Origin of the sequence: Streptomyces sp. DH10, from assembly GCF_029813805.1 — a bacterium.
Classification (GTDB): Bacteria; Actinomycetota; Actinomycetes; order Streptomycetales; family Streptomycetaceae; genus Streptomyces; species Streptomyces coeruleofuscus.
Map to the genome: position 1 here is coordinate 1 of NZ_JARVKU010000044.1, position 24,324 is coordinate 24,324.

A 24,324-nucleotide genomic window follows, 5' to 3' on the forward strand; every position below is an offset into this window, starting at 1 on the left:
ACGGTCTGGCGCTGACCCGTCAGGGTGTGCCGACCTACGAGCCCAACGACGACGCCGCCAAGGGCGGTTACGTCCTGTTCGAGGCCGATGGCGGCGAGCCCGAGGTCATCCTCATCGCCACCGGCTCCGAGGTGCACGTCGCCGTCGAGGCGCGCGAGCAGCTCCAGGGCGCCGGCGTGCCCACCCGCGTGGTGTCCATGCCGTCCGTGGAGTGGTTCGAGCAGCAGGACCAGGGGTACCGGGACAGCGTCCTTCCGCCCAGCGTGAAGGCGCGCGTCGCGGTGGAGGCCGGGGTGGGTCTCACCTGGCACAAGTACGTGGGGGACGCCGGCCGCATCGTTTCCCTGGAGCACTTCGGTGCTTCGGCCGACGGCAAGGTCCTCTTCCGCGAGTTCGGCTTCACTGCCGAGAACGTGGCCGCCGCCGCCCGGGAATCGATCGCCGCAGCTCAGCGCTGACCCTCATATACGACACGTAGGAGATGGAATTTCCATGACAGACGCACTCAAGCGCCTCTCCGAGGAAGGCGTGGCGATCTGGCTGGACGACCTGTCGCGCAAGCGGATCACGTCCGGCAACCTCGCCGAGCTGATCGACCAGCAGCACGTCGTGGGCGTCACCACCAACCCGTCGATCTTCCAGAAGGCGATCTCGCAGGGCGACGGCTACGACACGCAGCTGACCGACCTCGCCGCCCGCAAGGTCACCGTCGAAGAGGCCATCCGCATGATCACCACGGCGGACGTCCGCGACGCCGCCGATGTCCTGCGCCCCGTCTTCGACGCCACCGGCGGCAAGGACGGCCGGGTGTCGATCGAGGTCGACCCGCGCCTGGCCCACAACACGCGGGCGACGGTCGCCGAGGCCAAGCAGCTCGCCTGGCTGGTGGACCGGCCCAACACCCTCATCAAGATCCCGGCGACCGAGGCGGGTATCCCGGCCATCGCCGAGACCATCGGCCTGGGCATCAGCGTCAACGTCACGCTGATCTTCTCGCTGGAGCGCTACCGCCTGGTCATGGACGCGTTCCTGACCGGCCTGGAGAAGGCCAAGGAGCGCGGCCTGGACCTGTCGCAGATCCACTCGGTGGCGTCGTTCTTCGTCTCCCGCGTGGACACCGAGATCGACAAGCGGATCGACGCGCTCGGCACCGACGAGGCCAAGGCGCTGCGCGGCAAGGCCGCCATCGCCAACGCCCGTCTGGCCTACCAGGCGTACGAGGAGGTCTTCTCCTCGGACCGCTGGAACGCCCTGGAGAAGGCGGGCGCCAACAAGCAGCGTCCGCTGTGGGCGTCCACCGGCGTGAAGGACAAGGCGTACAAGGACACGATGTACGTCACCGAGCTGGTCGCGCCGAACACGGTGAACACCATGCCGGAGGCGACCCTGTTCGCCACCGAGGAGCACGGCGAGATCACCGGCAACACCGTCGCCGGCACGTACGAGCAGGCCCGCGCCGACCTCGACGCCGTCGAGAGGCTCGGGATCAAGTACGACGACGTGGTGCAGCTGCTGGAGGAGGAGGGCGTCGAGAAGTTCGAGGCGTCCTGGACCGACCTGCTGAAGTCGACCGAGGCCGAGCTTCAGCGCCTCGCCCCCTCGGAGGGCTGAACAGGTGTCGAGCAGCAACCCGCTGCGTGACCCCGCGGACCGACGGCTCCCGCGTATCGCGGGGCCGTCGGGCCTGGTCATCTTCGGCGTCACGGGCGACCTGTCCCGCAAGAAGCTCATGCCCGCCGTGTACGACCTCGCCAACCGGGGTCTGCTGCCGCCGGGCTTCTCGCTGGTGGGCTTCGCCCGCCGCGAGTGGGCGCACGAGGACTTCGCCCAGGAGGTCCACGACGCGGTCAAGGAACACGCCCGCACCCCCTTCCGCGAGGAGGTCTGGCAGCAGCTCATCCAGGGCATGCGCTTCGTGCAGGGCACGTTCGACGACGACGATGCGTTCGAGCGGCTGCGCTCCACGATCGAGGAACTCGACAAGGCACAGGGCACGGGCGGCAACTTCGCCTTCTACCTGTCCGTGCCGCCGAAGTCCTTCCCGGTGGTCATCCAGCAGCTGAAGAAGCACGGGCTGGCCGACCAGAAGGGCGGCTCCTGGCGGCGCGCGGTCATCGAGAAGCCGTTCGGGCACGACCTGAAGTCGGCCGAGGAGCTCAACAAGGTCGTCCACGAGGTCTTCGCCCCGGACCAGGTCTTCCGCATCGACCACTACCTGGGCAAGGAGACCGTCCAGAACATCCTGGCGCTGCGCTTCGCCAACACGATGTTCGAACCGATCTGGAACCGGTCCCTCGTCGACCACGTGCAGATCACGATGGCCGAGGACATCGGCATCGGCGGCCGGGCCGGGTACTACGACGGCATCGGCGCCGCCCGTGACGTCATCCAGAACCACCTCCTCCAGCTCTTGGCGCTCACCGCCATGGAGGAGCCCGCCTCCTTCGACGCGGACGCGCTGGCCGCCGAGAAGACCAAGGTGCTCGGCGCGGTGAAGCTGCCCAGGGACATGGGCCGGGACACCGTGCGCGGCCAGTACGCGGCCGGGTGGCAGGGCGGCACGAAGGTGCGCGGTTATCTGGAGGAGGACGGCATCAACGCCTCCTCGAAGACCGACACCTACGCCGCCATCAAGCTGGAGATCGACAACCGCCGCTGGGCGGGCGTCCCCTTCTATCTGCGCACCGGCAAGCGCCTGGGCCGCCGTGTCACGGAGATCGCGGTCGTCTTCCAGCGGGCCCCGCACTCCCCCTTCGACACGACGGCCACCGAGGAGCTGGGCTCCAACGCGATCGTCATCCGCGTCCAGCCGGACGAGGGCGTCACGGTCCGCTTCGGCTCGAAGGTGCCGGGCACCTCGATGGAGATCCGGGACGTGTCGATGGACTTCGCGTACGGCGAGTCCTTCACGGAGTCCAGTCCGGAGGCGTACGAGCGTCTCATCCTGGACGTCCTCCTCGGGGACTCGAACCTCTTCCCGCGTACCGAGGAGGTCGAGCTGTCCTGGAAGATCCTCGACCCGATCGAGGAGTACTGGGACACCAACGGCAAGCCCGCCCAGTACCCGGCCGGTACCTGGGGGCCCGTCGAGGCGGACGAAATGCTCGAGCGACACGGACGGAGCTGGCGCCGGCCATGAAGATAGACCTCACGGACACCACGGCCAGCAAGATCAACAAGGCGCTGGTGCAGGGCCGCCGGGCGATCGGCACCCCGGCGGTCGGGATGGTGCTCACGCTGGTCATCGTGACGGACGAGGAGAACGCCTACGACGCGCTGAAGGCCGCGAGCGACGCCTCGCACGAGCATCCCTCGCGCACCCTCGTGGTCATCAGGCGCGTCTCCCGCTCGCCCCGCGACCGTACGCAGTCCCGCCTGGACGCGGAGGTCCGGGTCGGCGCCGACGCCGGCACCGGAGAGACGGTCGTGCTCCGGCTGTACGGCGAGGTCGCCGAGCACGCCCAGTCGGTGGTGCTGCCGCTGCTGCTGCCGGACGCCCCGGTGGTGGTGTGGTGGCCGGTGAGCGCGCCGCTCGACCCGGCGAAGGACCCCCTGGGTGCCCTCGCCCAGCGCCGCGTCACCGACACCTACGCCTCCGAGCAGCCGGTACGGGACCTGGCCACCCGCTCCGGGACCTACACCCCCGGCGACACGGACCTGTCCTGGACCCGCATCACGCCCTGGCGTTCCATGCTGGCGGCCGCCCTCGACCAGGTCACCTGCGAGGTCAGGGCCGTCGAGGTGGAGGGCGAGGAGTTCAACCCGAGCTGCGAGCTGCTGGCGATGTGGCTCGCGGACCGGCTGGACGTCCCGGTGAAGCGCTCGCTGTCCGGCGGCCCCGGTCTGACGGCGGTCCGCATGGACACCACCTGCGGCGCGATCACCCTGGACCGTGCCGACGGGTCCCTCGCGACCCTCTCCATCGAGGGCCAGCCGGCCCGCGGGGTGGCGCTCAAGCGCCGGGAGACGGCCGAGCTGATCGCGGAGGAGCTGCGGCGGCTGGACCCGGACGACACGTACGCGTCGGCGCTGCGGTACGGGGTGGACCGGCTGAAGGCGTCCTGGCCGGCTCCGGCGAAGGAAGAGCCGGTGGCCGACAAGGAAGAGCCGGTGGCCAAAGGGGAGCCCAAAAGTGACGGCCGGGGGCGGCTCGCCCTCCCCGCTCCCGTCGAAACGGCTGCGAAAGCTCCCGCTGCGGAAGCGGCGGCGCAGGCACCGGTGAAGCAGGAACCGCCCAGGTTGGAACCGGTAAGGAAGGCACCGACGAAGTGAGTACGGCACCGCAGCTGGTCGTCCACCGCGACAAGGAGCTGATGGCCCAGGCCGCGGCGGCCCGGCTGATCACCAGGATCGTGGACGCACAGGCCTCCCGGGGCTCGGCGTCCGTGGTCCTGACGGGCGGCCGCAACGGCAACGGCCTGCTGGCCGCCATGGCCGCGGCGCCCGCCCGGGACGCCGTCGACTGGAGCCGGCTCGACCTCTGGTGGGGTGACGAGCGGTTCCTGCCCGAGGGCGACCCGGAGCGCAACGTCACGCAGGCGCGGCAGGCACTGCTGGACTCGGTGCCGCTCGATCCGAAGCGGGTGCACGCGATGCCCGCGTCGGACGGCCCCTACGGCACCGACGTGGACGCGGCGGCGGCCGCGTACGCCGAGGAACTGGAGCGGGCGGCGGGCCCGGAGAACCACGGGCCCGTGCCGACGTTCGACGTGCTGATGCTGGGGGTCGGGCCGGACACGCACGTCGCGTCGCTGTTCCCGGAGCTGCCGGCGGTGCGGGAGGCCGACCGTACGGTCGTCGGTGTCCATGGTGCGCCGAAGCCGCCGCCGACCCGGGTGACGCTGACGTTGCCGGCGATTCGGGCGGCTCGTGAGGTGTGGCTCCTGGCCGCGGGCGAGGACAAGGCCCAAGCCGCGGCGATCGCGCTCTCGGGCGCGGGCGAGATCCAGGCACCGGCGGCGGGGGCGTACGGCCGCAGCCGGACGCTGTGGCTGCTGGACGCGGCGGCGGCTTCGCAACTGCCGCGGTCGCTGTATCCGCCGGCTTCGGCCTGAGGTACCAGGGGGCTCCGCCCCCTGGACTCCCGTGCCTTCGCCCCCCAGTTGCCCCTGTCAAGGGCAGTTTTCGCGTGGTGGGTGGGCATAGGCGGGGGTCCAGGGGGCGGAGCCCCCTGGTATCGCGAACAGGCAGCGGCTACTTGACCGACCCGGCCATCACACCCTGCACAAAGTGCCTCTGGAACGCGAAGAACACGACGACAGGCACGACCAGGGACACGAACGCCCCGGGCGCCAGGACATCGATGTTGCTGCCGAACTGCCTTATCTGCGACTGGAGTTCCACCGTCAGCGGCTGTGAGGCACTGTCCGCGAACAGCAGCGCCACCAGCATGTCGTTCCAGACCCACAGGAACTGGAAGATGGCCAGGGAGGCGATCGCCGGCCGCCCCACGGGCAGCACGAGCCGCGTGAAGATACGCCATTCGCTGCCACCGTCCATCCGAGCCGCCTCCAGCATCTCCTTCGGCATCTCGGCGAAGTAGTTCCGCAGCAGGAACACCGCGAACGGCAGGCCGTAGGCCACGTGGAAGAGGACGACCCCGGGGATCGTGCCGAACAGCCCCAGCTGCCCGAAGAGTTTGGCCACCGGCAGCAGCCCGATCTGCACGGGCACCACCAGCAGCGCGACCACGACGAGGAAGATCGTCTCCCGCCCGGGGAAGTCCAGCCACGCGAACGCGTATCCCGCGAGCGCCGCGATCACCACGACCAGCACCGTCGTAGGCACCGATATCAGCACCGTGTTCCAGAACGCCTGCGTGATGCCCGAGTTCTGCAACAGCGAGGAGTAGTTGTCGAAGGACAGCTGCCCGGGGCTGGAGAACACCGTCCACCAGCCGCCCTTCGCCGTGTCCTCGGCGGACCGCAGCGAGGACAGGAACAGCCCGGCCAGCGGCGTCATCCACACCAGGCCGACCACCACGAGGAAGGCCTGGACGACCCCGTTGCCCAACCCGCGCCGAACCGCGTTCATCGCTGACCCCTTCGGAAACGGCGGACGTTGAACACCATGGCCGGAACCACCAGCAGCAGGAGCAGCACACCGAGCGCGCTGCCGAGGCCCTGGTTGTTGCCGCCGCCGAACGACACCAGCCACATCTGCGTCGCGAGCACGGTCGCGTCCTCCTGCACCGGACCGGGCGCGATGATGTAGACGAGGTCGAAGACCTTCATCACGTTGATGACGAGGGTGATGAACACGACCGTCAGCACCGGTGCCAGCAGCGGCACCGTGATCCGCCGGAAGATCTGCCACTCGTTCGCGCCGTCCATCCGCGCCGCCTCCAGCGCGTCCCGCGGCAGCGTCGACAGGCCCGCCCCGATCAGCACCATGGCGAAGCCGGTCCAGATCCACAGGTAGGCCCCGATGATCGCCGGTGTGACGAGCGCCGGTCCGAGCCAGGAGACACCCTCGTAGGGCGGGGCGAAGTTGGACGACGGCAGCTTCACCGCGTACGAGCCCGCTTGGAGTCCCTCGAAGCGGAAGGAACCGTCGGACGCGGTGGTCGCCGTGGCGACGGCCTTGCCGTCCCGGACCGCCTCGACCTTCATCTGCGGCAATCCGCTCTCCCGCCGGTCGACCTTGCCCTGCTCCCCTCCCCCGCCGGGCGTGAAGTCCAGGTAGACCACGCCGCGCAGTTCGTCGGGGGCGGCCTTCTGCCCGGCGGCCGCGTACGCGGGCCGGGTCCCGCCGGGCAGGTCGCCGGGCAGCACCCCGACCAGGCCCAGCGTCACCGCGTCACCCGGGGACACGCTCTTGCTCGTGCGGTACGAGCCGTCCTTGTCCTTCGTCAGGCCCTGTCCGTCACGCGCCCGGGCCGTCGGGTACGAGGACTCCGCCTTGAAGGCGTCGTGGACGGAGACGACGGCGGCGTTCAGGACGCCCTTGTCCGGGTCCTCGTCGTAGGCGAGCCGGAAGATGATGCCGGCGGCGAGGAAGGAGACCGCCATCGGCATGAAGAGGAGCAGCTTGAAGGCGGTGGCCCAGCGGACCTTCTCCACCAGGACGGCCAGGATCAGTCCGAGGCCGGTCAGCAGGGTTGGGGCCACGACGACCCAGATGGCCGTGTTGCGGACGGCCGTGAGGGTCGCCGGGTCGCGGAACATCTCGGCGTAGTTGTCACCGCCGACGAAGGTCGTCCCGGAGGCGTCGAAGAAGCTGCGGCCGACGCTGAACAGCACGGGGTAGACGACGAGCGCGCCGAGCAGCAGCAGTGCGGGCAGCACGAACAGCAGGGCGACGATCTTCCCGCGCCGGCGCAGACGCCGTGTGCGATCGGCGACCGTGACGGGCGGTGGGGGGTTCGTCTCTTTGACGAGGGTCGCTGTCATGGCGGATCAGTCCTGGTACGCCTTGGCCGCAGCGGCCTCCAGCTTCGCAGCGGTGCCCTTCGGGTCGGACGGGTCGCGCAGGAAGTCCTGGAGCAGCTTCCACTCGCCGGTGCCCTTGGTGCCGCCGAAGGACGCCGGGGCCTGGTCGGACATGTCGAAGCGGACCGAGTCCCCGGCGTCGACGAGTGACTTGGCGGTGGCGCGGGTGACGTCGTCGCCGTAGGAGGCGAGGTCGAGCTTCTTGTTCGGGGAGAGGAAGCCGCCCGCCTCCGCCCACACGGCCGAGGCCTCCGGGGTCGCCAGGAACTCCAGGAGGGCCTGGGCGGCCTTCTGATTCTTGCCGTCCTTGAGGACGACGGCCGCGTCACCGCCGCTGACGACCGGCGCCTCGCCACCGGCGACCGCCGGGAAGGGGAAGAAGTTGGCGTCCTCGCCGACCTTCTTGCCGAACTGGTCCTTGGCGACGCCGGCGACGAAGTCGCCCTCGTAGACCATGCCGGCCTCGGGCTCCGGCCCGAAGACCTTCTCCACCGAGCCGGGGAAGTCGGTGTTCAGGGCGCCCTTCTGGCCGCCGGCGATGAGCTGCTTGTCCTTGAAGAGCTTGCCGAGCGTGGTGAGGGCGTCGACGACGGACGCGTCGGTCCACTTCAGCTTGTGCGCGGCGAGGGCGTCGTACTTCTCGGGTCCGGCCTGGGAGAGGTAGACGTTCTCGAACCAGTCGGTGAGGGTCCAGCCGTCCTGCCCGGCGACGGAGAACGCGGCGAGGCCGGAGTCGGACACGGTCTGCCCGGCCTTCAGCATCTCGTCGTAGGTCTTCGGGGGCTTCACCCCGGCCTGGGCGAGGGCGTCGGGGCTGTACCAGACGGTCGACTTGTGGGCGGCCTTGAAGTACAGGCCGTAGAGGGTGCCGTCGACGCTGCCGTACTCCTTCCACACGGGGGCGTAGCCGGCGTCCACGGACTGCTCGGTCTTCTTCGACAGCGGCTTGAGCCAGCCCTTCTGGGCGAACTGCTTGAGCACGCCGACCTGCGGGACCATCACGACGTCGGGAGCGTTGCCGCCCTCGATCTTGCTGCCGACGACGGTGGAGACGTTGTCGCCGGTGGACACGAACTGCGTCTTGGCGCCGGTCTTGTCGGTGAAGGCGTCCAGCACCTTCTGGAAGTTCTTCTGCTCGGTGCCGGACCAGACACCGGCCACGGTGATGGTCTGGCCGTCGAGTGCCTTGTCGCCGCCGCCGGCCGCGACGGGGCCGCCGCCGCAGGCGGTCGTGCCGAGCGCCAGGACGAGGGCGGTGCAGCCGGTGATGAGGGTGGTACGTCGTCGCATCATCGTTGATGTCCCTTCGGGGAGTTGACTTGCGGGGCGTTCAGGAACGGATCCACCAGGCGGCCGTCGAGCCGGAGAGCACTCCGGGCGGGCAGGGGCCGCTGGCGAGCAGGGGGGTGCCGGAGACCGGCGCGGGGGTGGGGGCCGTACCGAAGTTGACGGCGCACACCAGGTCGTCACCGCGGGTGAAGGCCAGGACGCCGGGCGGGGAGTCCAGCCAGCGCAGTGTTCCTTCGCCCAACTGGGGCAGGGCGGCGCGCAGTTGGAGACCGTCGCGGTACAGGTGCCAGAAGGAGCGGGTGTCGGCGAGGGCCCGGTCGGTGGCGTACTCGGCGAAGTACTCCGGCTGGGGCAGCCACGGCTTGGCGCTCTCCACGCCCGGGGTGAAGCCGAACGGCGAGGCCTGCCCCGACCAGGGCAGCGGCACCCGGCAGCCGTCGCGGATGCGGGCCCGGCTGCCGGTGCGGCGGAAGATCGGGTCGGTGAGCACGTCGTCGGGCAGGTCCACGACCTCGGGCAGGCCGAGCTCCTCGCCCTGGTAGATGTAGGCGGCTCCGGGCAGCGCCAGCATCAGCAGCGCGGCGGCTCGGGCGCGGGCGGCGCCCAGGCCGCTGCCCTCGGTGGCGGGCTCGCCGTAGCGGGTGACGGTGCGGACCTGGTCGTGGTTGTTGAGGACCCAGGTGACGGTCGAGCCGGTCCCGGCGATGTCCTGCATGGCCTCGGAGATGACCTTCTGGAAGGCGTCCGGGTCCCAGGGGGCGCTGAGCAGGTCGAAGAAGAAGGCCTGGTGCAGTTCGTCGGGGCGGACGTACTGGGCGTGCTCGCGGGCGGTCGGGACGGAGACCTCGCCGACGAGCAGGCGTTCGCAGCCGTCGCGCTCGGTGTACTCCTCGCATATGGAGCGCCAGCGCCGCCACACGTCGTGGACCTCGGGCTGGTTCCAGGCGAGCGGGTTGACCGAGTCGCGGGTGCGGGCGTCGGCCTCCGGGTCGTCGGAGTCGGGCAGCTCCGGGTGCTTGAAGAGGCCGGCCGCGACGTCGATGCGGAAGCCGTCGATGCCCCGGTCCAGCCAGAAGCGGAGGATCCGGTCGAACTCGGCGGCGATCTCCGGGTTGCGCCAGTTCCAGTCGGGCTGCTCGGGCGCGAACATGTGCAGGTACCACTGGCCGGGCCGTCCGTCGGCCTCGGTCACCCGGCTCCAGGCGGGGCCGCCGAACATGGAGTGCCAGTTGTTGGGCGGCTCGCAGCCGTCCGGGCCGCGGCCGTCGGCGAAGTGGAAGCGGGCGCGGGCCGCGCTGCCGGGCGGGGCCGCGAGCGCCTCACGGAACCAGGGGTGCTCGCTGGAGCAGTGGTTCGGGACGATGTCGAGCAGCACCTTGATGCCGAGCCGCCGCGCGGCCCCCATCAGCAGGTCGAACTCGGCGAGGTCGCCGAAGAGCGGGTCGACGTCGCAGTAGTCGGCCACGTCGTAGCCGTGGTCGTGCTGCGGCGAGGGATAGAAGGGGCTCAGCCAGATCCCGTCGACGCCGAGCTTCTTCAGATAGGGCAGCCCGGCCCGGACTCCGGCGAGATCGCCGACGCCGTCGCCGGTGCTGTCCAGGAAGCTGCGGACGTACACCTGATAGATCACTGCGTCACGCCACCAGTGGTGCCTGTTCAACCCATCGACCTGTCTCTGAGGAGGGCAGCGGTTATGCATGCATGTTAAGTAGGGGTGTCGAGAGGGTGTCAATGAAAAGGCAGAAGCTACCGGGGAGTTGATATGGCGGAATTGGGTACTTTTCGGACACATCTCAGTCAGATGAGACGTCCGCGTTACCTAACAAGTAAGTAGAAGTACTACCGACGTGAGATGAGGGCGAGCTCCCGCGCCAGACGGCGCACCGCCGCCGTGGGCGTCTCGTGCCCGGCCATCGCGTCGTGCACGACCGCCTGCACCACCAGACTGACCTGGTCGTACCGTGGGCTCTTGGGGCGCGGCTCGGCCGTGCGCACGCTCTCGCGCAGGGTCGGCAGGTAGGGGAAGCTGCGGATGAGCGCGGGATCCTCGTAGAGATCGGCCCGGACGGGCGGCAGCGCGCCGCGCGTGAGGACCTGGCGCTGGACGCGCTCGCTGGTGAGGTAGGCGATCAGGCGGGCGGCCGAGTCGGGGTGCCGCGCGTGCGCGCTGACGGCCAGGTTGGAGCCGCCGAGGACACTCGTCCCCGGCCCGTCCGGCCCCGGCAGGGGTACGGCGCCGACCTTCCCGGCGACCTCGGAGCCCGGGGCGGAGGCGCCGACGTAGGCGTACGGCCAGTTCCGCAGGAAGAGCAGCCGGCCGTCCTGGAAGGCCTGCTTGGACTCCTCCTCCTTGTACGTCAGCGCTTCTTTCGGGATCCAGCCCTCGCGCACGCCGCGCGCCAGGAAGCCGATGCCCTCACGGGCCGCCGCCGAGTCGACGGTGACGCGCTCGCCCTCGTCGCCGAGGATCGAGCCGCCCGCCGAGTAGACGGCCTCGGCCGCGTTGACGGTGAGGCCCTCGTACGGCAGGAACTGCCCGGCGTAGCCGTCGAGGCCGTACTTCGGGGCGATGGTCTTCGCGTACCGCTCCAGCTCCGCCCAGGTGCGCGGCGGCTGCACGCCCTCCTTCGCGAGGAGGTCCTTGCGGTACAGGAGCAGGCCGGCGTTGGTGACGTACGGGACGGCATACAGCTGTCCGTCGTAGGTCGCGGTGTCCACGACCGGCGGGAGGAAGGTCTTCAGGGGGAAGCGATCACGGGGCAGCGGCCGGATCCAGCCCGCCGCGGCGAACTCCGAGGTCCAGTTGACGTCGATGTTGAGCACGTCGAACCGGCTGCGGTCGCCGTCACGCAGATCGGTGGCCATCTGGGCCTGGGTCTCGTCGGCGGAGTCCGGCAGCTCGACGAGGGTCACCTTCTCGCCGGGGTGGGTGCGGTTCCAGCCCTCCAGCAGGGGACCGAGGTAGCCGGTAAGGTCTCCGGCGGTGGCCAGCGTGAGCGGTCCACGGCCGCCGTCGGCGGGCTCGCCCGCCTGCGCCCCGGCGGCAACGTAACCGGTCAGGACCACGACGAGAACGAGAAGGCCCCTACCCGCGGCATGGATCCACCGCATAGGTTCCTCCCTGTACACCGGCGACGGGCACCTTCGCCCGGAACAGAGGCCATGTATACCTGTTAGGTATGGGCGATACTAGGGCCTGGAGCACATTGGACCGGACTGGAGGACTGCACGCGTGCGCCTGCCCCTCCTGGCCCTCCTCGCCCGCGGGCCCGCCCACGGCTACGAGCTCAAGCAGGACCTTGAGCAACTGCTGGGCTCCGCGTACCCTCAGCCGAACGTCGGCCAGATCTATGTGACCCTCGGCCGCCTCGAGAAGTCGGGACTGATCGAGGGCGAGGACGTGGCGCAGTCCAGCCGGCCCAACAAAAAGGTCTACCACCTCACCGACGCCGGGCGGGAGGCGCTGCGCGCCTGGTTCGAGGAGCCCGAGGACGAGCCGCGGGTGCGGGACGAGTTCTTCATGAAGCTGGCGCTCGCTCCGCAGAGCGGTCTCGCCGACCAGATCTCCCTGATCAACCAGCAGCGGCGCCAGTACCTGAACACCATGCGGCAGCTGTCGAAGCTGGCCGCCGCCGAAGACCGCGACAACCGCATCGCCCACCTGCTGATAGAGGGCGCGATGCTGCACCTGCAAGCCGATCTCGACTGGCTGGAGCGGTGCCAGGAAGAGCTGGAGGAACTGGAGTGAGCGACGACCGTCCCGCTCCTGTGCTGCGCGCCGAGGGGCTGGTGAAGACGCACCACGGCGAGGGCGCGCCCGCCCATGCCGTGCGCGGGGTCGACCTGTGCGTACGGCCCGGCGAGTTCGTGGCGATCACCGGTCCGTCCGGTGCCGGGAAGTCGACACTGCTGCATCTGCTCGGCGGCCTCCAGCGGCCGGACGCGGGCAGGATCTGGCTCGACGGCGAGTCCACCGACACCTACAGCGAGGCCCGCTGGGCGGTGGAGCGCCGGAAGCGGATCGGGATCGTCTTCCAGTTCTTCAACCTCGTGTCCAACCTGTCCGTCGCCGACAACGTGGAGCTGCCCGCCCTGCTCGCCGGGACCTCGCCGAAGCGGGCCCGGGCCGAGCGGGAGCAGCTGCTGGCCGAGCTGGGCCTGACGGGCAAGGAGCGCAGCATGCCGGGCGAGCTGTCCGGCGGCGAGCAGCAGCGGGTCGCCCTGGCCCGGGCCCTGGTCAACCATCCCCCGCTGCTGCTGGCCGACGAACCCGCGGGCAGCCTCGACAGCAAGGGCACCCGCGAGGTGATGCGGCTGCTGACCCGCTTCCACCAGCGCGGCCAGACGATCCTGCTGGTCACCCATGACGCCCGGCTGGCGAGCGCCGCGGACCGGGTGATCAGCTTCTTCGACGGCCGGATCGCCGACGACGCGGAACTCGACGGCGGCACACCGCCGCGCCGGGCCGGGATATCCGGTGTGCTGGAACTCAGGGACTGACATGCGGGTGAAGGACTGACATGCGGGTGTACGACCGTTGCCCGGTGTCCGGGCCGAGGGGCTGAGGCCTGTGCGAGCCACCCTGCGCTGGGCGCACTCCGATCTGCGCACGCACCGCGGCGAGGCGCTGTTCCTCGTCCTCGCCACCGCGGGCATCGTCGCCTCCCTGCTGCTGGCCACGGCCCTGTTCGGTTACGCCACCAATCCCTGGCAGCGGGTGTTCACGCAGTCGCACGGCGCGCACGTGTGGCTGCACACCGACACCGCGGCCGACACCGGGAAGCTGGCCGAGCTGGACGGTGTCGACTCCGTCGCCGGTCCCTACCCCACCGCCGCCACCACGGTCGCCTCGCGCGGCAGCCGCGCCGCCGTCGAGCTGCGCAGCACTCCGGAACGCCCGTCCGTCGGCCGCCCGCCGGTCGTCTCCGGCCACTGGCTGGACCCCGCGACCCCGAACGGTGTGGTCCTGGAGAGCCGCCTCGCCCGCGCGCTGCTGGCCGAGCCCGGCGACACCCTCACCGTGCCCGGCACCGCCCGGGAACTGACCGTCGTGGGCCTCGCCGACAGCGCCGAGCCGCGCTACCGGCCCGGTGAGCAGCCGGGCCTGGTGTGGGCGCTGCCGTCGGCCGTGCCAGATCCCGGCGGCCAGGTGATCGGGCTGCGGCTGACGGACCCCGGTGACACGTCCTACGTCGTCCAGCGCGCCGTGACCGTACTGGGCGCCGGGGCGATCGGGGAGGTGTCCACCTGGCAGCAGGCCCGGGCCGAGGCGCAGGGCGACAACCGGCTCCTCGGTCAGGTGCTGGGCCTGTTCGGGCTGGGCGCGCTGGTCGCCGCCGGGCTCGCCGTGCACGGGGCGATCGGCACCCGTATCCGCGGCCACCTGCGGGACCTCTCCGTGCTGAAGGCGATCGGCTTCACCCCCGGTCAGGTGGTCCGCATCTTCCTGCTCCAGCACCTCGCCTACGCCCTCCTCGGTGCCGTGGCCGCCGCCGCGCTGGCCGAGGCCCTGGGCAGCCGGATCCCGGGGCGCCTCGGGGACGCGGTCGGGGTGTGGCAGGGACTGCCCGGACACACCGTGGCACTGTTCGTGATCCCGGTGGGCGCGGTGCTGTTCATCGGCGCGACCACCGGACTGGCCGCCTGGCGGGCGGGACGTGTGCCGCCGGTACCGGTGCAGCGGCCGACGGCGGCGTTCGGCGGGCTGTTGTCCGGGGCGAACCCGGGCCGGGCGTTCGGACCGGGCCCCGCGGCGGCTACGCCTGGCATGCAGCCGACCGGGACAACGTCCCAAGTCCTCCGGCCCGCTCCCACACCGCCCGGCAGGCGCCTGGCCGACGGCCTGCGCCGGGTGCTCGGACTGCGGCCCACACCGGCCGCACCTGACCGGCAGCCGACCGGGACAACGGCCCAGGCCCTGCGACCACAGCCCGCGCCGGCTCCGCCTGGCGGGCGGCCGACCGGCGGGCTGCGCCGCGCTCTCGGGCTGCGGCCCGCGGCCCCCCGGACCGGGCAGCTCTCCGACCTGGCCCGCCGCGCCCTCGGAGCGGGAATTCCGCCCGCCCTGGTGCTGGGCTGGCACAAGGCGTTCACCCGCCGCCCCCGGTCCCTCGCCACCGTCGCCCGTCTCACGCTGCCGCTGCTGCTGATCGTCGTGGCGATGAGCGCGTGGACCACCATCGACCGCTTCCACAGCACACCCGAGCAGGTCGGCCTCCCGACCGCCCTCAGCGTCCGAGCCGACGCCGGCCTGAACGAGCGGCAGACCCGCGCTCTCCTGGAACGCGACCCTGGGGTGGCCGCCGCCTACCCCGGCGTCGAGACCGCCGCCCTCGTCCCGGGCCAGACGGCGACCATCGCCCTGCGCGGCCTCGGCACCGACCGGGACCCCTACCCGTACACCCTCGCCGAGGGCCGCCCCGCCACTGGCGCCGACGAGGCCGTGGCCGGGCAGGGACTGCTCGACCTGCTGGACGTGCGCGTCGGCGACTGGGTGCGGATGACCGTCGGCGACCAGCCGCAGATCCTGCACATCGTGGGCCGCAGCATCGAGCCGGACAACGCCGGCCGGGTCATCTCCACGTCCCTCGACACCCTCCGCGCCAACGACCCCGGCCTCCGCCCGACCCTTTACGAGCTGCGTCTGGATCCCGGTGCCGACCCGGGGGAGGTCGCGGACCGGCTGGCCACGGCCGGGCGCGGCCACCTGGACGTGCACACCGTGACCAACCCCGCCGACGGGCTCTCCCCGCTGCGCGCGGTCGTCGCCGGGCTGATCGCCGTCCTCGCCCTCATCGGGCTCATCGAGCTGCTGACCGCGATCGGCGGCACCGTCCGCGAGAGCGAACGGGACCTGCTCGCGCTGAAAGCCATCGGCCTGTCCCCCCGGCAGATCACGGCCATCACGGTCACCGCCACCGGCTGTACGGCACTGGCCGCCGTACTCGCCGCCACCGCCCTGGGCCTGCCGCTCGCCCACTGGCTGATCGACGCCCAGGGCCGGTCGAGCGGCATCGGCGCCGGGATCGCCCAGGGCCCGTCCGCCCCGCTGATGCTGCTGCTCGGGACGGCGGCGGTACTCTGCGCGGCCGCCCTGGCCGCCCTGCCCGCGGCCCGCGCGGCCCGCCGCCGGCTCGCGGACACGCTGAGCGCGGTCGCCTGACGTCCTGACCGCTCGGGGTCAGCCCCCGTAGGGGCGCTGCGGGTTGTACGGAGGCTGCGGATGCGGGTGCGGGGCGTACGGGTGCTGCCCGCCCGGCGCGTAGGGATGGCCGTAGGGGTTGCCCTGCGGCGGCAGGTACGGCGATCCCGCCGAGGGCGTCCCCGGAGGCATCGGCGGAACCGGTCCGGGCGCCGGGGCCGGTGTCGGGGCCGGTGTCAGAGTCGCCGGATGGGCCTTCAGCCGGATTCCGTACCGCCGCTTCAGCCGCCCCATCTCCAGCAGGGCGATGGCGGTGACCGTCACCGGAGCGCCCAGGATGAAGACGATCCCCAGGGTGAGGCTCAGCCCGTGCAGATCACCGGTGACGAGGTCCGGAACGGCCACGAGCCAGCTGGTCACCATGGCGAGCAGCGGCGGCAGACAGCGGTGCGTGGCGGCCGTGCCGAAGAAGTTGCCGGAGACCCGCACCGCCCCGTAGGCCGTGAAGATGAGCATCCACATCATCGTCAGACCGACCCCGATGATCACGGCGGCGTTCGCCGACCCGTTCACCGTCTGCACCAGCAGCAGCACAGCGGCCACGCACCCGACGAACAGCAGGAGCAGCAGCAGGGAGTTGAGCAGCGGCCCCCGCAGCTGCCGCACCGTGCCGCCGCGCCGCCAGACCCAGAGCATCGCCCCGACCGTCAGCGGCGTGAGGAAGAGCAGGACGACGGAGGCCGTCATCGCGTTCTCCAGCAGCTCCGTGAAGTCGAAGCCGCCCTCGATGAAGGTGTAGACCCCGAGGGACGCGACCGCCCCGGCGATGACCCGGACTTTCTTCAGCCGCTCCACGGACGGATCGAGCGGCTGCGGTATCCACGCGGGGTGGAACACCGCCCGCGCCACGTCCTGGGGCTTCAGGACGGACCGGACCGTCAGCGCGCCGCCTGTCCAACTACCGCGTGTGCGTGCCACTTCGCGCTCCCCCGAGCACTCGCCATGATGATCGCCCGGGAGTCTACGGGAAGCGGAGGGGGCGCCGCCGGGCGGTGCGCGGAATCAACGCGCCGCCGGACAGGGGCGGACAGCACGCCGCCGTCCGCCTCCCGCCCGGTGCTCGTCACTGCCGGCCGCGCAGCTCCCGGTACGTGGAGACCAGGGCCTTGGTCGAGGCATCCAGGCCCTCGACCTCGGCGCCCTCGGTCAGCGCGGGCTCGACGCGCTTGGCGAGGACCTTGCCCAGCTCCACACCCCACTGGTCGAAGGAGTCGATGTTCCACACCGCGCCCTGCACGAACACCTTGTGCTCGTAGAGGGCGACCAGCTGGCCGAGGACCGACGGCGTCAGTTCGGGCGCCAGGATCGTGGTCGTCGGGTGGTTGCCCTTGAACGTCTTGTGCGGGACCAGCTCCTCCGGCACACCCTCGGCCCGCACCTCCTCCGGGGTCTTGCCGAAGGCGAGCGCCTGCGTCTGGGCGAAGAAGTTGGCCATCAGCAGGTCGTGCTGCGCCTTCAGTTCGTCGCTCAGCTCGGCGACCGGCCGCGCGAAGCCGATGAAGTCCGCCGGAATGAGCTTCGTGCCCTGGTGGATCAACTGGTAGTAGGCGTGCTGCCCGTTGGTGCCCGGAGTGCCCCACACCACCGGCCCGGTCTGCCACTCCACCTCGCGCCCGTCCCTGCCGACGTACTTGCCGTTGGACTCCATGTCGAGCTGCTGGAGGTAGGCGGTGAACTTGGACAGGTAGTGGCTGTAGGGCAGCACCGCGTGCGACTGGGCGTCGTGGAAGTTGCCGTACCAGATGCCCAGCAGGCCCAGCAGCAGCGGCACGTTGGACTCGGCGGGCGCGGTCCGGAAGTGCTCGTCGACGATCCGGAAGCCGTCGAGCATCTCCCGGAAGTTGTCCGGGCCGATCGCGATCATCAGGGACAGGCCGATCGCGGAGTCGTACGAGTAGCGGCCGCCGACCCAGTCCCAGAACTCGAACATGTTGGCCGTGTCGATACCGAACTCGGCGACCTTCTCGGCGTTCGCTGACAGCGCCACGAAGTGCCTGGCGACCGCCTTGTCGTCGCCCCCGAAGCCGTCCAGCAGCCAGGAGCGCGCCGAGGTCGCGTTGGTGATGGTCTCGATCGTGGTGAAGGTCTTGGAGGCGACGATGAACAGCGTCTCCGCCGGGTCCAGGTCCTGGATGGCCTCGTGCAGGTCCGAGCCGTCCACGTTCGACACGAAGCGGACCGTCAGGTCGCGGTCGGTGAAGGCGCGCAGCACCTCGTACGCCATAGCGGGACCCAGGTCGGAACCGCCGATGCCGACGTTGACCACGTTCCTGATGCGCTTGCCGGTGTGCCCGGTCCACGCGCCGGAGCGGACACGCTCGGCGAAGTCGGCCATCTTGTCGAGCACCGCGTGCACGCCCGGTACCACGTTCTCACCGTCGACCTCGACGACCGCGTCCCGCGGCGCCCGCAGCGCGGTGTGCAGCACGGCCCGGTTCTCGGTGGTGTTGATCTTCTCGCCGCGGAACATGGCGTCCCGGAGCCCGAACACGTCGGTGGCGGCGGCCAGTTCGCGCAGCAGCCGCAGGGTGTCGTCGGTGACGAGGTGCTTGGAGTAGTCGACGTACAGGTCACCGACCCGGAGGGTGTACGCGGTGCCGCGGCCGGAGTCGGCGGCGAACAGTTCGCGCAGCTGGACGTCGCCCAGCTCCTCACGGTGCTTGGCCAGCGCCGTCCACTCGGACGTCTGGTTGAGCCTGGTACGGCCGTCTGCGTTCATCTCGGACTTCAGCCTTCTTTCCTGTCCTGCCTGTGCTGCTGCGTACCTGCCCCGCTGCCGGTCCCAACCTAATTGATCAGCGGTTGCCGTGGCCTGTCGTCGTACCGTCCTGCGGCACAACAACAGGTACGTCCGGGCGGCGCCCGGGTATCAGCGCGATGACGGACAGGACGAAGAAGGCCGCCGCGAGCAGGGCCGGGGTGTTCTCGCCCCAGGCGGTGGCCACGGCCCCGCCCAGCAGCGCGCCCAGGGGCGCGCCCGCGACCGCGAGCGTCCGGTAGGCGGAACTCACGCGGCCCAGCAACCCGGTGGGGCTGCGCTGCTGCATCAGCGTCGTGGTGTTGACGTTCCACACCATGCCCATGAACCCGAACACGGCCAGGGCGGCCGTCAGGGCGATCAGGCTGCGCACCGATCCCATGACGAGGAGCGCACCGGTCTGCACGGTGCCCGCGGCGAGCACCATGCGCATCCGTCCGAAGCGGGTGACGAGCCGCCCGCCCGCCACTCCCCCGGCCAGGCTGCCGGCCGTGTACGCGGTCATCGCCGCCGCGTATCCCGCGTTCCCGGCGTCGAGCCAGCCGGTCACCAGGACCACGAGGGTGGCGACGAGGGCACCCATGCCGACGTTGCACAGGGCGGTGGCGGCGCACAGGCCGCGCAGGGCCTTGTCGCGGGCCAGTGTGCGGAGTCCTTCGGCGATCTCGCGGCGCAGCGTGCTGCCCGCCGGTCTCGGCTTCCGCTCGGACGCGGCGGCCGGCAGGGAGGCGATCAGGGCGGCCGCCACCAGGAACGTCACGGCGTCGGCGGCGAACGGCACGGCCGCCCCGGCCATCAGCAGCAGCGGCACGGCCGGCCCGCCGAGCAGCCCGCCCGCGATGCGCTGGCCGGTCATCAGCCGGGTGTTGGCACTGCCGAGGGCCTCCCGGTCGACCAGGGCGGGCAGCAGCGCCGTGGCGGCGTTGTCGAAGAGGGTCTGGAGGGTGGTCAGGGCGAAGGCCAGCACGATGAGCAGGCCGATCGAGGCGTGACCGAGGGCGACGGCCACCGCAAAGGCGGCGACCAGCAGCCCGCGTAAGGCGTCGACCATCCACATGGCGCGCCGCTGGTCCACGCGGTCGGCGACGGCCCCGCCGAGCAGGCCGAAGACGATCCAGGGCAGATAGCCGCAGGCCGTGACGGAGGCGATGAGCAGCGGGTTGTCGGTCAGTGTGACGGCGAGCAGGGGCAGCGCGGCCGTGCGCAGCGCGTCACCGAAACTGGACAGCACGGCGGCGCTCCACAGCCGTCCGAAGCCCCCGCGCCACGCGGGCCCGCACCTGCTCGCCGCCTCGACCGTCGCCACTGCTCCCCCTCACGGTTCACCCGATGCGACAAACCGTAGAGGGCACCACTGACAATCGGTCCGCGAGCGGCTGTCCGCCGGTGCGGAAAGCGGCGCCGGCCGGGCACCTGTTGGTGCCCGGCCGGTCTCGACTTCTAGATCTCGCCCCGCAGTTTGGCGAGCGCCTCGGCGAGGATCGCCTCGCCGTCCGCGTCGCTGCGCCGCTCCCGCACGTACGCCAGGTGCGTCTTGTAGGGCTCGGTGCGCGGCGGGTCCGGCGGGTTGTCCCGGTCCTGGCCGGCCGGGAATCCGCAGCGGGGACAGTCCCAGGTTTCGGGCACCTGCGCGTCGCTGGCGAAGCTCGGCTGGGTCTCGTGTCCGTTGGAGCACCAGAAGGAGATGCGCAGCCGCGGCGCGGACTCGCCGCGCTCGGCCTCGCCCATCGGCCCCGCCCCGACCCGGCTTCCCCGGATCGCGTTGCCACTTGCCACGGTCGTAACTCCCTGCGTGATGGTGCCGCGAAGCGAGTCGGCGTTCCGCTTCGCTGCGAGCGCCTCAGTCTACGTAAGGCCCAACGCGCGTCCAGTGATTGGAGTTACAACCCTCACACCTAGACGCAAGCCCCATGATAGGCCGCGCTTTGCCGCGCGTACCGAACATGGGGCCTTACGTACGTATCGCGTGGGTACGTCTTGCGTGCGTACGTATTGCGTGCGGAATGCGGGCCGGTCAGTTGTTCACCTTCATCAGGATGCCGAGCACGATAATGCACGCGAACCAGAGCAGACCGACCACGACGGTGATCCGGTCGAGGTTGCGTTCGGCGACCGAGGAGCCGCCGACGGAGGACTGCATGCCGCCACCGAACATGTCGGAGAGGCCGCCGCCCTTCCCCTTGTGCATCAGCACCAGCAGCATCATCAGCAGGCTGAAGACGATCAGGGCGATCGAGAACCCCAAAACCACGGCTGGACCAACTTCCTCGGATTCGGATGGACGACGCGGGGCCCAGCACAGTGCTGGACCCCGCAAGGGTACGACGGATCGCGCCTACCGCATACTCACTGGTCGCGGAAGCGCACGATCTTGACGAACTCGTCGGCGTCCAGCGAGGCGCCGCCGACCAGGGCGCCGTCGATGTCGGCCTGCGCCATGATCTCGGCGACGTTACCGGACTTCACGGAGCCGCCGTACTGGATGCGGACCTTGTCGGCCACGTCCTGCGAGTACAGCTCGGCGATCTTCCCGCGGATCGCCGCGCAGACCTCCTGGGCGTCCTCGGCACCGCAGACCTTGCCGGTGCCGATGGCCCAGACCGGCTCGTAGGCGATCACGATGGTCTCGGCCTGCTCGGCGGGGAGGTCCTTCAGACCGCCCTCGACCTGGGCGAGGGTGTGGGAGACGTGGTTGCCCGCCTCGCGGACGTCCAGCTCCTCGCCGACGCACAGGATGGGGGTCAGGCCGTGCTTGTAGGCGGCCTTGACCTTGGCGTTCACCAGCTCGTCGGTCTCGGCGTGGTACTGGCGGCGCTCGCTGTGGCCGATGGCGACGAACGTGCACTTCAGCTTGGCCAGCATGGGGCCGGAGATCTCGCCGGTGAAGGCACCGCCGTCGTGGGCCGAGATGTCCTGGGCGCCGTACTTGATCTTGAGCTTGTCGCCGTCGACCAGGGTCTGCACGGAGCGCAGGTCGGTGAAGGGCGGCAGGACGGCGACCTCGACGGCCTCGTAGTCCTTGTCGGCCAGGGCGAAGGCGAGCTTCTGGACGTGGGCGATGGCCTCGAGGTGGTTGAGGTTCATCTTCCAGTTGCCCGCCATCAGCGGCGTGCGCGTGCTCATAAGGGTCAGTCCTCCAGTGCGGCGAGGCCGGGGAGCGTCTTGCCCTCGAGGTATTCGAGGGAGGCGCCGCCACCGGTCGAGATGTGGCCGAATGCCGTCTCGTCGAAGCCGAGGGTGCGCACGGCGGCGGCGGAGTCGCCGCCGCCGACCACGGTGAAGCCCTTGGATTCGACGAGGGCCTGGGCGACCGCCTTGGTGCCCTCGGCGTAGTCGGGGTGCTCGAAGACGCCCATGGGTCCGTTCCAGAAGACGGTGGCGGCGTCGGCGAGCTTGGACGCGTACAGCTTGCAGGTCTCGGGCCCGATGTCGAGGCCCATCTGGTCGGCCGGGATGGCGTCCGCGGCGACGGTCGTGGGGTGGGCGGGAGCCTTGGTCTTCAGGTCCGGGAACTCGGTCGCGGTCAGGGCGTCGACGGGCACGACCAGCTCGACGCCGGTCTTCTCGGCCCGCTCGAGGTACTCCTGGACGGCCGGGATCTGGTCCTCCTGGAGGAGGGACTTGCCGACCTCGTAGCCCTTGGCCTTGAGGAAGGTGTAGGCCATGCCGCCGCCGATGAGGATGCGGTCGGCCTTGCCGAGCAGCTGGTCGATGACGGCGAGCTTGTCGGAGACCTTGGCGCCGCCGAGGGCCACGACGTAGGGCCGCTGGAGGTCCTCCGTCAGCTTCTTCAGGACGGCGACCTCCTTGGCGATGAGGTAGCCGGCGGCGTGCGGCAGCCGGGCCGGGAGGTCGTAGACGGAGGCGTGCTTGCGGTGCACGGCCCCGAAGCCGTCGCCGATGTAGAGGTCCGCGAGGGCGGCGAGCTGGTCGGCGAAGGCGCCGCGCTCGGCGTCGTCCTTGCTGGTCTCACCGGCGTTGAAGCGCAGGTTCTCGACGACCGCGACCTGGCCGTCGGCGAGGGCGGCGACGATGGACCGGGCGGACTCGCCGACCGTGTCGGTGGCGAACCGAACGTCCGTGCCGAGGAGTTCACCGAGGCGCGTGGCGGCCGGGGCGAGGGAGAAGGCCGGGTCCGGGGCACCCTTGGGGCGGCCCAGGTGCGAGGCGACGATCACCCGGGCACCCGCGTCGGCGAGGGCCTTGACCGTGGGCAGCACGGCGCGGATGCGGCCGTCGTCGGTGATGGTCGTACCGTCCAGCGGCACGTTCAGGTCGGCGCGGACGAAGACCCGCTTGCCGGATACCCCTTCGGAGAGGAGTTCGTCGATCGTCTTCATGAGGGGACTCCTGGAAGAGCTCGTGATCGCTCGAAAGCGCTCGTGATCGAACAGCTCTGATCTGTACGTGAGTCAGGGCTCGGACAGCGCATTCTCGCGCTGCCCGAGCCCTGTTCTCACATGGACGTGCCTGCTCCGTGGATCAGAGCTGGTTGCCGACGAAGACCGTCAGGTCGACGAGGCGGTTGGAGTAGCCCCACTCGTTGTCGTACCAGCCGATGACCTTCACGTTCTTGCCCTCCTGGACCATGGTCAGGGAGGAGTCGAAGGTGCAGGACGCCGGGGCGTTGACGATGTCGGACGAGACGATCGCGTCCTCGGTGTACTCGAGGATGCCCTTCAGCTCGCCCTCGGCGGCCTTCTGGAAGGCGGCGTTGACCTCTTCCTTCGTGACCTCGCGGCCCAGCTCGATGACCAGGTCGGTGACCGAACCGGTCGGGACCGGAACGCGCATGGCCATGCCGTCCAGCTTGCCCTTGAGCTGCGGGAGGACCAGCGCGGTGGCCTTGGCGGCACCCGTGGTGGTCGGGATGATGTTCTCGGCGGCGGCACGGGCGCGGCGCAGGTCCTTGTGCGGGAAGTCCAGGATGCGCTGGTCGTTCGTGTACGCGTGCACCGTCGTCATCAGGCCCTTGACGATGCCGAAGTTCTCGTCGAGGACCTTGGCCATCGGCGCCACGCAGTTGGTGGTGCAGGAGGCGTTGGAGATGACGTGGTGGTTCGCCGGGTCGTACGTGTCCTGGTTGACGCCCATCACGATGGTGACGTCCTCGTCCTTGGCCGGAGCCGAGATGAGGACCTTCTTGGCGCCGCCCGCGATGTGCTTCTCGGCGTCGGCCTTCTTGGTGAAGATGCCGGTCGACTCGATGACGATGTCGACGCCCAGCTCGCCCCACGGGATGTCGGCGGGGTTGCGCTCGGCGAGGACCTTGATGGTCTTGTCGCCGACGGTGATGGTGTCCTCGGTGTGCGAGACCTCCTGCTTGAGGCGGCCGAGGATGGTGTCGTACTTCAGCAGGTGAGCGGTGGTCGCGGTGTCACCCAGGTCGTTGACAGCCACGATCTCGATGTCTGCACCCTGCTCCAGCAGCGCGCGGAAGTAGTTACGACCGATGCGGCCGAAGCCGTTGATGCCTACGCGGATCGTCACGAACCGATCTCCTCGTTGGTACGCCGGCCATGAAGAGCCGGCGAGCTCTGTTTGGGATGTCCCCGACCGCCTACGACCCTACCTCCCTGAGGCTGCGGTGGTGACATCCAGATGCCCCATACACGGCAGGGCGGTCCGTACCGGCCAGTAGGGTA

21 protein-coding genes are annotated in these 24,324 nt (G+C 70.6%); 8 read left to right on the top strand and 13 right to left on the bottom strand.

What is annotated here, in order from left to right:
• From QC385_RS42900 to pgl, 5 genes are all read left to right on the top strand, one after another.
• Positions 1-458 (top strand): transketolase-like TK C-terminal-containing protein (locus tag QC385_RS42900; RefSeq protein ID WP_279546845.1); only part of this gene is annotated, 458 nt, incomplete at its 5' end.
• Positions 459-492: 34 nt separating this feature from the next.
• Complete coding sequence (gene tal / locus QC385_RS42905) at positions 493-1,611, top strand: transaldolase (protein ID WP_279546846.1); 1,119 nt, start codon at positions 493-495, stop codon at positions 1,609-1,611.
• Between the two features lie 4 nt (positions 1,612-1,615).
• Positions 1,616-3,139, top strand: a complete 1,524-nt coding sequence (gene zwf / locus QC385_RS42910) for a glucose-6-phosphate dehydrogenase (RefSeq protein ID WP_279546847.1) — start codon at positions 1,616-1,618, stop codon at positions 3,137-3,139.
• On the top strand, positions 3,136-4,272 hold the full coding sequence (opcA, locus tag QC385_RS42915) for a glucose-6-phosphate dehydrogenase assembly protein OpcA (RefSeq protein ID WP_279546848.1): 1,137 nt from the start codon (positions 3,136-3,138) through the stop codon (positions 4,270-4,272). The genes zwf and opcA overlap by 4 nt, the downstream gene beginning before the upstream one ends.
• Positions 4,269-5,054 (top strand): 6-phosphogluconolactonase, encoded by a 786-nt coding sequence (gene pgl / locus QC385_RS42920; RefSeq protein WP_279546849.1) that lies wholly within the window; start codon positions 4,269-4,271, stop codon positions 5,052-5,054. The genes opcA and pgl overlap by 4 nt, the downstream gene beginning before the upstream one ends.
• A gap of 139 nt (positions 5,055-5,193) precedes the next feature.
• On the opposite strand, the gene QC385_RS42925 is transcribed toward pgl, so the two are convergent.
• From QC385_RS42925 to QC385_RS42945, 5 genes are all read right to left on the bottom strand, one after another.
• Positions 5,194-6,033 (bottom strand): carbohydrate ABC transporter permease, encoded by an 840-nt coding sequence (locus tag QC385_RS42925; protein WP_279546850.1) that lies wholly within the window; start codon positions 6,031-6,033, stop codon positions 5,194-5,196.
• Positions 6,030-7,391: an ABC transporter permease subunit gene (locus QC385_RS42930; RefSeq protein ID WP_279546851.1), complete on the bottom strand. Its 1,362-nt coding sequence runs from the start codon at positions 7,389-7,391 to the stop codon at positions 6,030-6,032. The genes QC385_RS42925 and QC385_RS42930 overlap by 4 nt, the downstream gene beginning before the upstream one ends.
• 6 nt (positions 7,392-7,397) lie before the next feature.
• Positions 7,398-8,723 (bottom strand): ABC transporter substrate-binding protein, encoded by a 1,326-nt coding sequence (locus QC385_RS42935; RefSeq protein WP_279546852.1) that lies wholly within the window; start codon positions 8,721-8,723, stop codon positions 7,398-7,400.
• Positions 8,724-8,760: 37 nt separating this feature from the next.
• Positions 8,761-10,419 carry a glycoside hydrolase family 13 protein gene (locus tag QC385_RS42940; RefSeq protein WP_279546853.1) on the bottom strand — a complete coding sequence of 553 codons (1,659 nt, stop codon included), beginning with the start codon at positions 10,417-10,419 and terminating at the stop codon, positions 8,761-8,763.
• A gap of 140 nt (positions 10,420-10,559) precedes the next feature.
• Entirely contained in the window at positions 10,560-11,831 is a 1,272-nt protein-coding gene (locus QC385_RS42945; protein WP_279546854.1) for an ABC transporter substrate-binding protein, read from the bottom strand.
• A gap of 121 nt (positions 11,832-11,952) precedes the next feature.
• Here QC385_RS42945 and QC385_RS42950 point away from each other — a divergent pair, with 121 nt between their 5' ends.
• From QC385_RS42950 to QC385_RS42960, 3 genes are all read left to right on the top strand, one after another.
• On the top strand, positions 11,953-12,468 hold the full coding sequence (locus QC385_RS42950) for a PadR family transcriptional regulator (protein WP_086561728.1): 516 nt from the start codon (positions 11,953-11,955) through the stop codon (positions 12,466-12,468).
• The gene (locus tag QC385_RS42955) at positions 12,465-13,220 is read left to right on the top strand and encodes an ABC transporter ATP-binding protein (protein WP_099054619.1); all 756 of its coding nucleotides are present in this window, start codon (positions 12,465-12,467) and stop codon (positions 13,218-13,220) included. The genes QC385_RS42950 and QC385_RS42955 overlap by 4 nt, the downstream gene beginning before the upstream one ends.
• 70 nt (positions 13,221-13,290) lie before the next feature.
• Positions 13,291-15,882, top strand: coding sequence for an FtsX-like permease family protein (locus tag QC385_RS42960; RefSeq protein ID WP_279546855.1), 2,592 nt, complete (start codon positions 13,291-13,293; stop codon positions 15,880-15,882).
• An 18-nt stretch (positions 15,883-15,900) separates the two neighbouring features.
• Here the strand turns inward: QC385_RS42960 and QC385_RS42965 are convergent, their stop codons facing one another.
• From QC385_RS42965 to gap, 8 genes are all read right to left on the bottom strand, one after another.
• The gene (locus QC385_RS42965; protein ID WP_279546856.1) at positions 15,901-16,839 is read right to left on the bottom strand and encodes a hypothetical protein; all 939 of its coding nucleotides are present in this window, start codon (positions 16,837-16,839) and stop codon (positions 15,901-15,903) included.
• Between the two features lie 145 nt (positions 16,840-16,984).
• The gene (pgi, locus tag QC385_RS42970) at positions 16,985-18,640 is read right to left on the bottom strand and encodes a glucose-6-phosphate isomerase (RefSeq protein WP_279546857.1); all 1,656 of its coding nucleotides are present in this window, start codon (positions 18,638-18,640) and stop codon (positions 16,985-16,987) included.
• A gap of 76 nt (positions 18,641-18,716) precedes the next feature.
• Positions 18,717-19,985, bottom strand: a complete 1,269-nt coding sequence (locus QC385_RS42975) for an MFS transporter (RefSeq protein ID WP_279546858.1) — start codon at positions 19,983-19,985, stop codon at positions 18,717-18,719.
• Between the two features lie 134 nt (positions 19,986-20,119).
• Positions 20,120-20,455, bottom strand: coding sequence for an RNA polymerase-binding protein RbpA (locus tag QC385_RS42980; protein ID WP_003976875.1), 336 nt, complete (start codon positions 20,453-20,455; stop codon positions 20,120-20,122).
• Between the two features lie 238 nt (positions 20,456-20,693).
• On the bottom strand, positions 20,694-20,930 hold the full coding sequence (gene secG / locus QC385_RS42985; RefSeq protein ID WP_208641567.1) for a preprotein translocase subunit SecG: 237 nt from the start codon (positions 20,928-20,930) through the stop codon (positions 20,694-20,696).
• A 95-nt stretch (positions 20,931-21,025) separates the two neighbouring features.
• Complete coding sequence (gene tpiA, locus QC385_RS42990; RefSeq protein WP_279546859.1) at positions 21,026-21,802, bottom strand: triose-phosphate isomerase; 777 nt, start codon at positions 21,800-21,802, stop codon at positions 21,026-21,028.
• A 5-nt stretch (positions 21,803-21,807) separates the two neighbouring features.
• Positions 21,808-23,019: a phosphoglycerate kinase gene (locus tag QC385_RS42995; RefSeq protein WP_279546860.1), complete on the bottom strand. Its 1,212-nt coding sequence runs from the start codon at positions 23,017-23,019 to the stop codon at positions 21,808-21,810.
• Between the two features lie 142 nt (positions 23,020-23,161).
• Complete coding sequence (gap, locus tag QC385_RS43000) at positions 23,162-24,169, bottom strand: type I glyceraldehyde-3-phosphate dehydrogenase (RefSeq protein ID WP_279546861.1); 1,008 nt, start codon at positions 24,167-24,169, stop codon at positions 23,162-23,164.
• Positions 24,170-24,324 lie beyond the last annotated feature (155 nt).

Coding starts and splice junctions, on each gene's coding strand:
- tal (WP_279546846.1), top strand. CDS start 493: ATGACAGACGCACTCAAGCGCCTCTCCGAGGAAGGCGTGGCGATCTGG.
- opcA (WP_279546848.1), top strand. CDS start 3,136: ATGAAGATAGACCTCACGGACACCACGGCCAGCAAGATCAACAAGGCG.
- QC385_RS42925 (WP_279546850.1), bottom strand. CDS start 6,033: ATGAACGCGGTTCGGCGCGGGTTGGGCAACGGGGTCGTCCAGGCCTTC.
- QC385_RS42930 (WP_279546851.1), bottom strand. CDS start 7,391: ATGACAGCGACCCTCGTCAAAGAGACGAACCCCCCACCGCCCGTCACG.
- QC385_RS42935 (WP_279546852.1), bottom strand. CDS start 8,723: ATGATGCGACGACGTACCACCCTCATCACCGGCTGCACCGCCCTCGTC.
- QC385_RS42940 (WP_279546853.1), bottom strand. CDS start 10,419: ATGCATAACCGCTGCCCTCCTCAGAGACAGGTCGATGGGTTGAACAGG.
- QC385_RS42945 (WP_279546854.1), bottom strand. CDS start 11,831: ATGCGGTGGATCCATGCCGCGGGTAGGGGCCTTCTCGTTCTCGTCGTG.
- pgi (WP_279546857.1), bottom strand. CDS start 18,640: ATGAACGCAGACGGCCGTACCAGGCTCAACCAGACGTCCGAGTGGACG.
- tpiA (WP_279546859.1), bottom strand. CDS start 21,802: ATGAGCACGCGCACGCCGCTGATGGCGGGCAACTGGAAGATGAACCTC.
- QC385_RS42995 (WP_279546860.1), bottom strand. CDS start 23,019: ATGAAGACGATCGACGAACTCCTCTCCGAAGGGGTATCCGGCAAGCGG.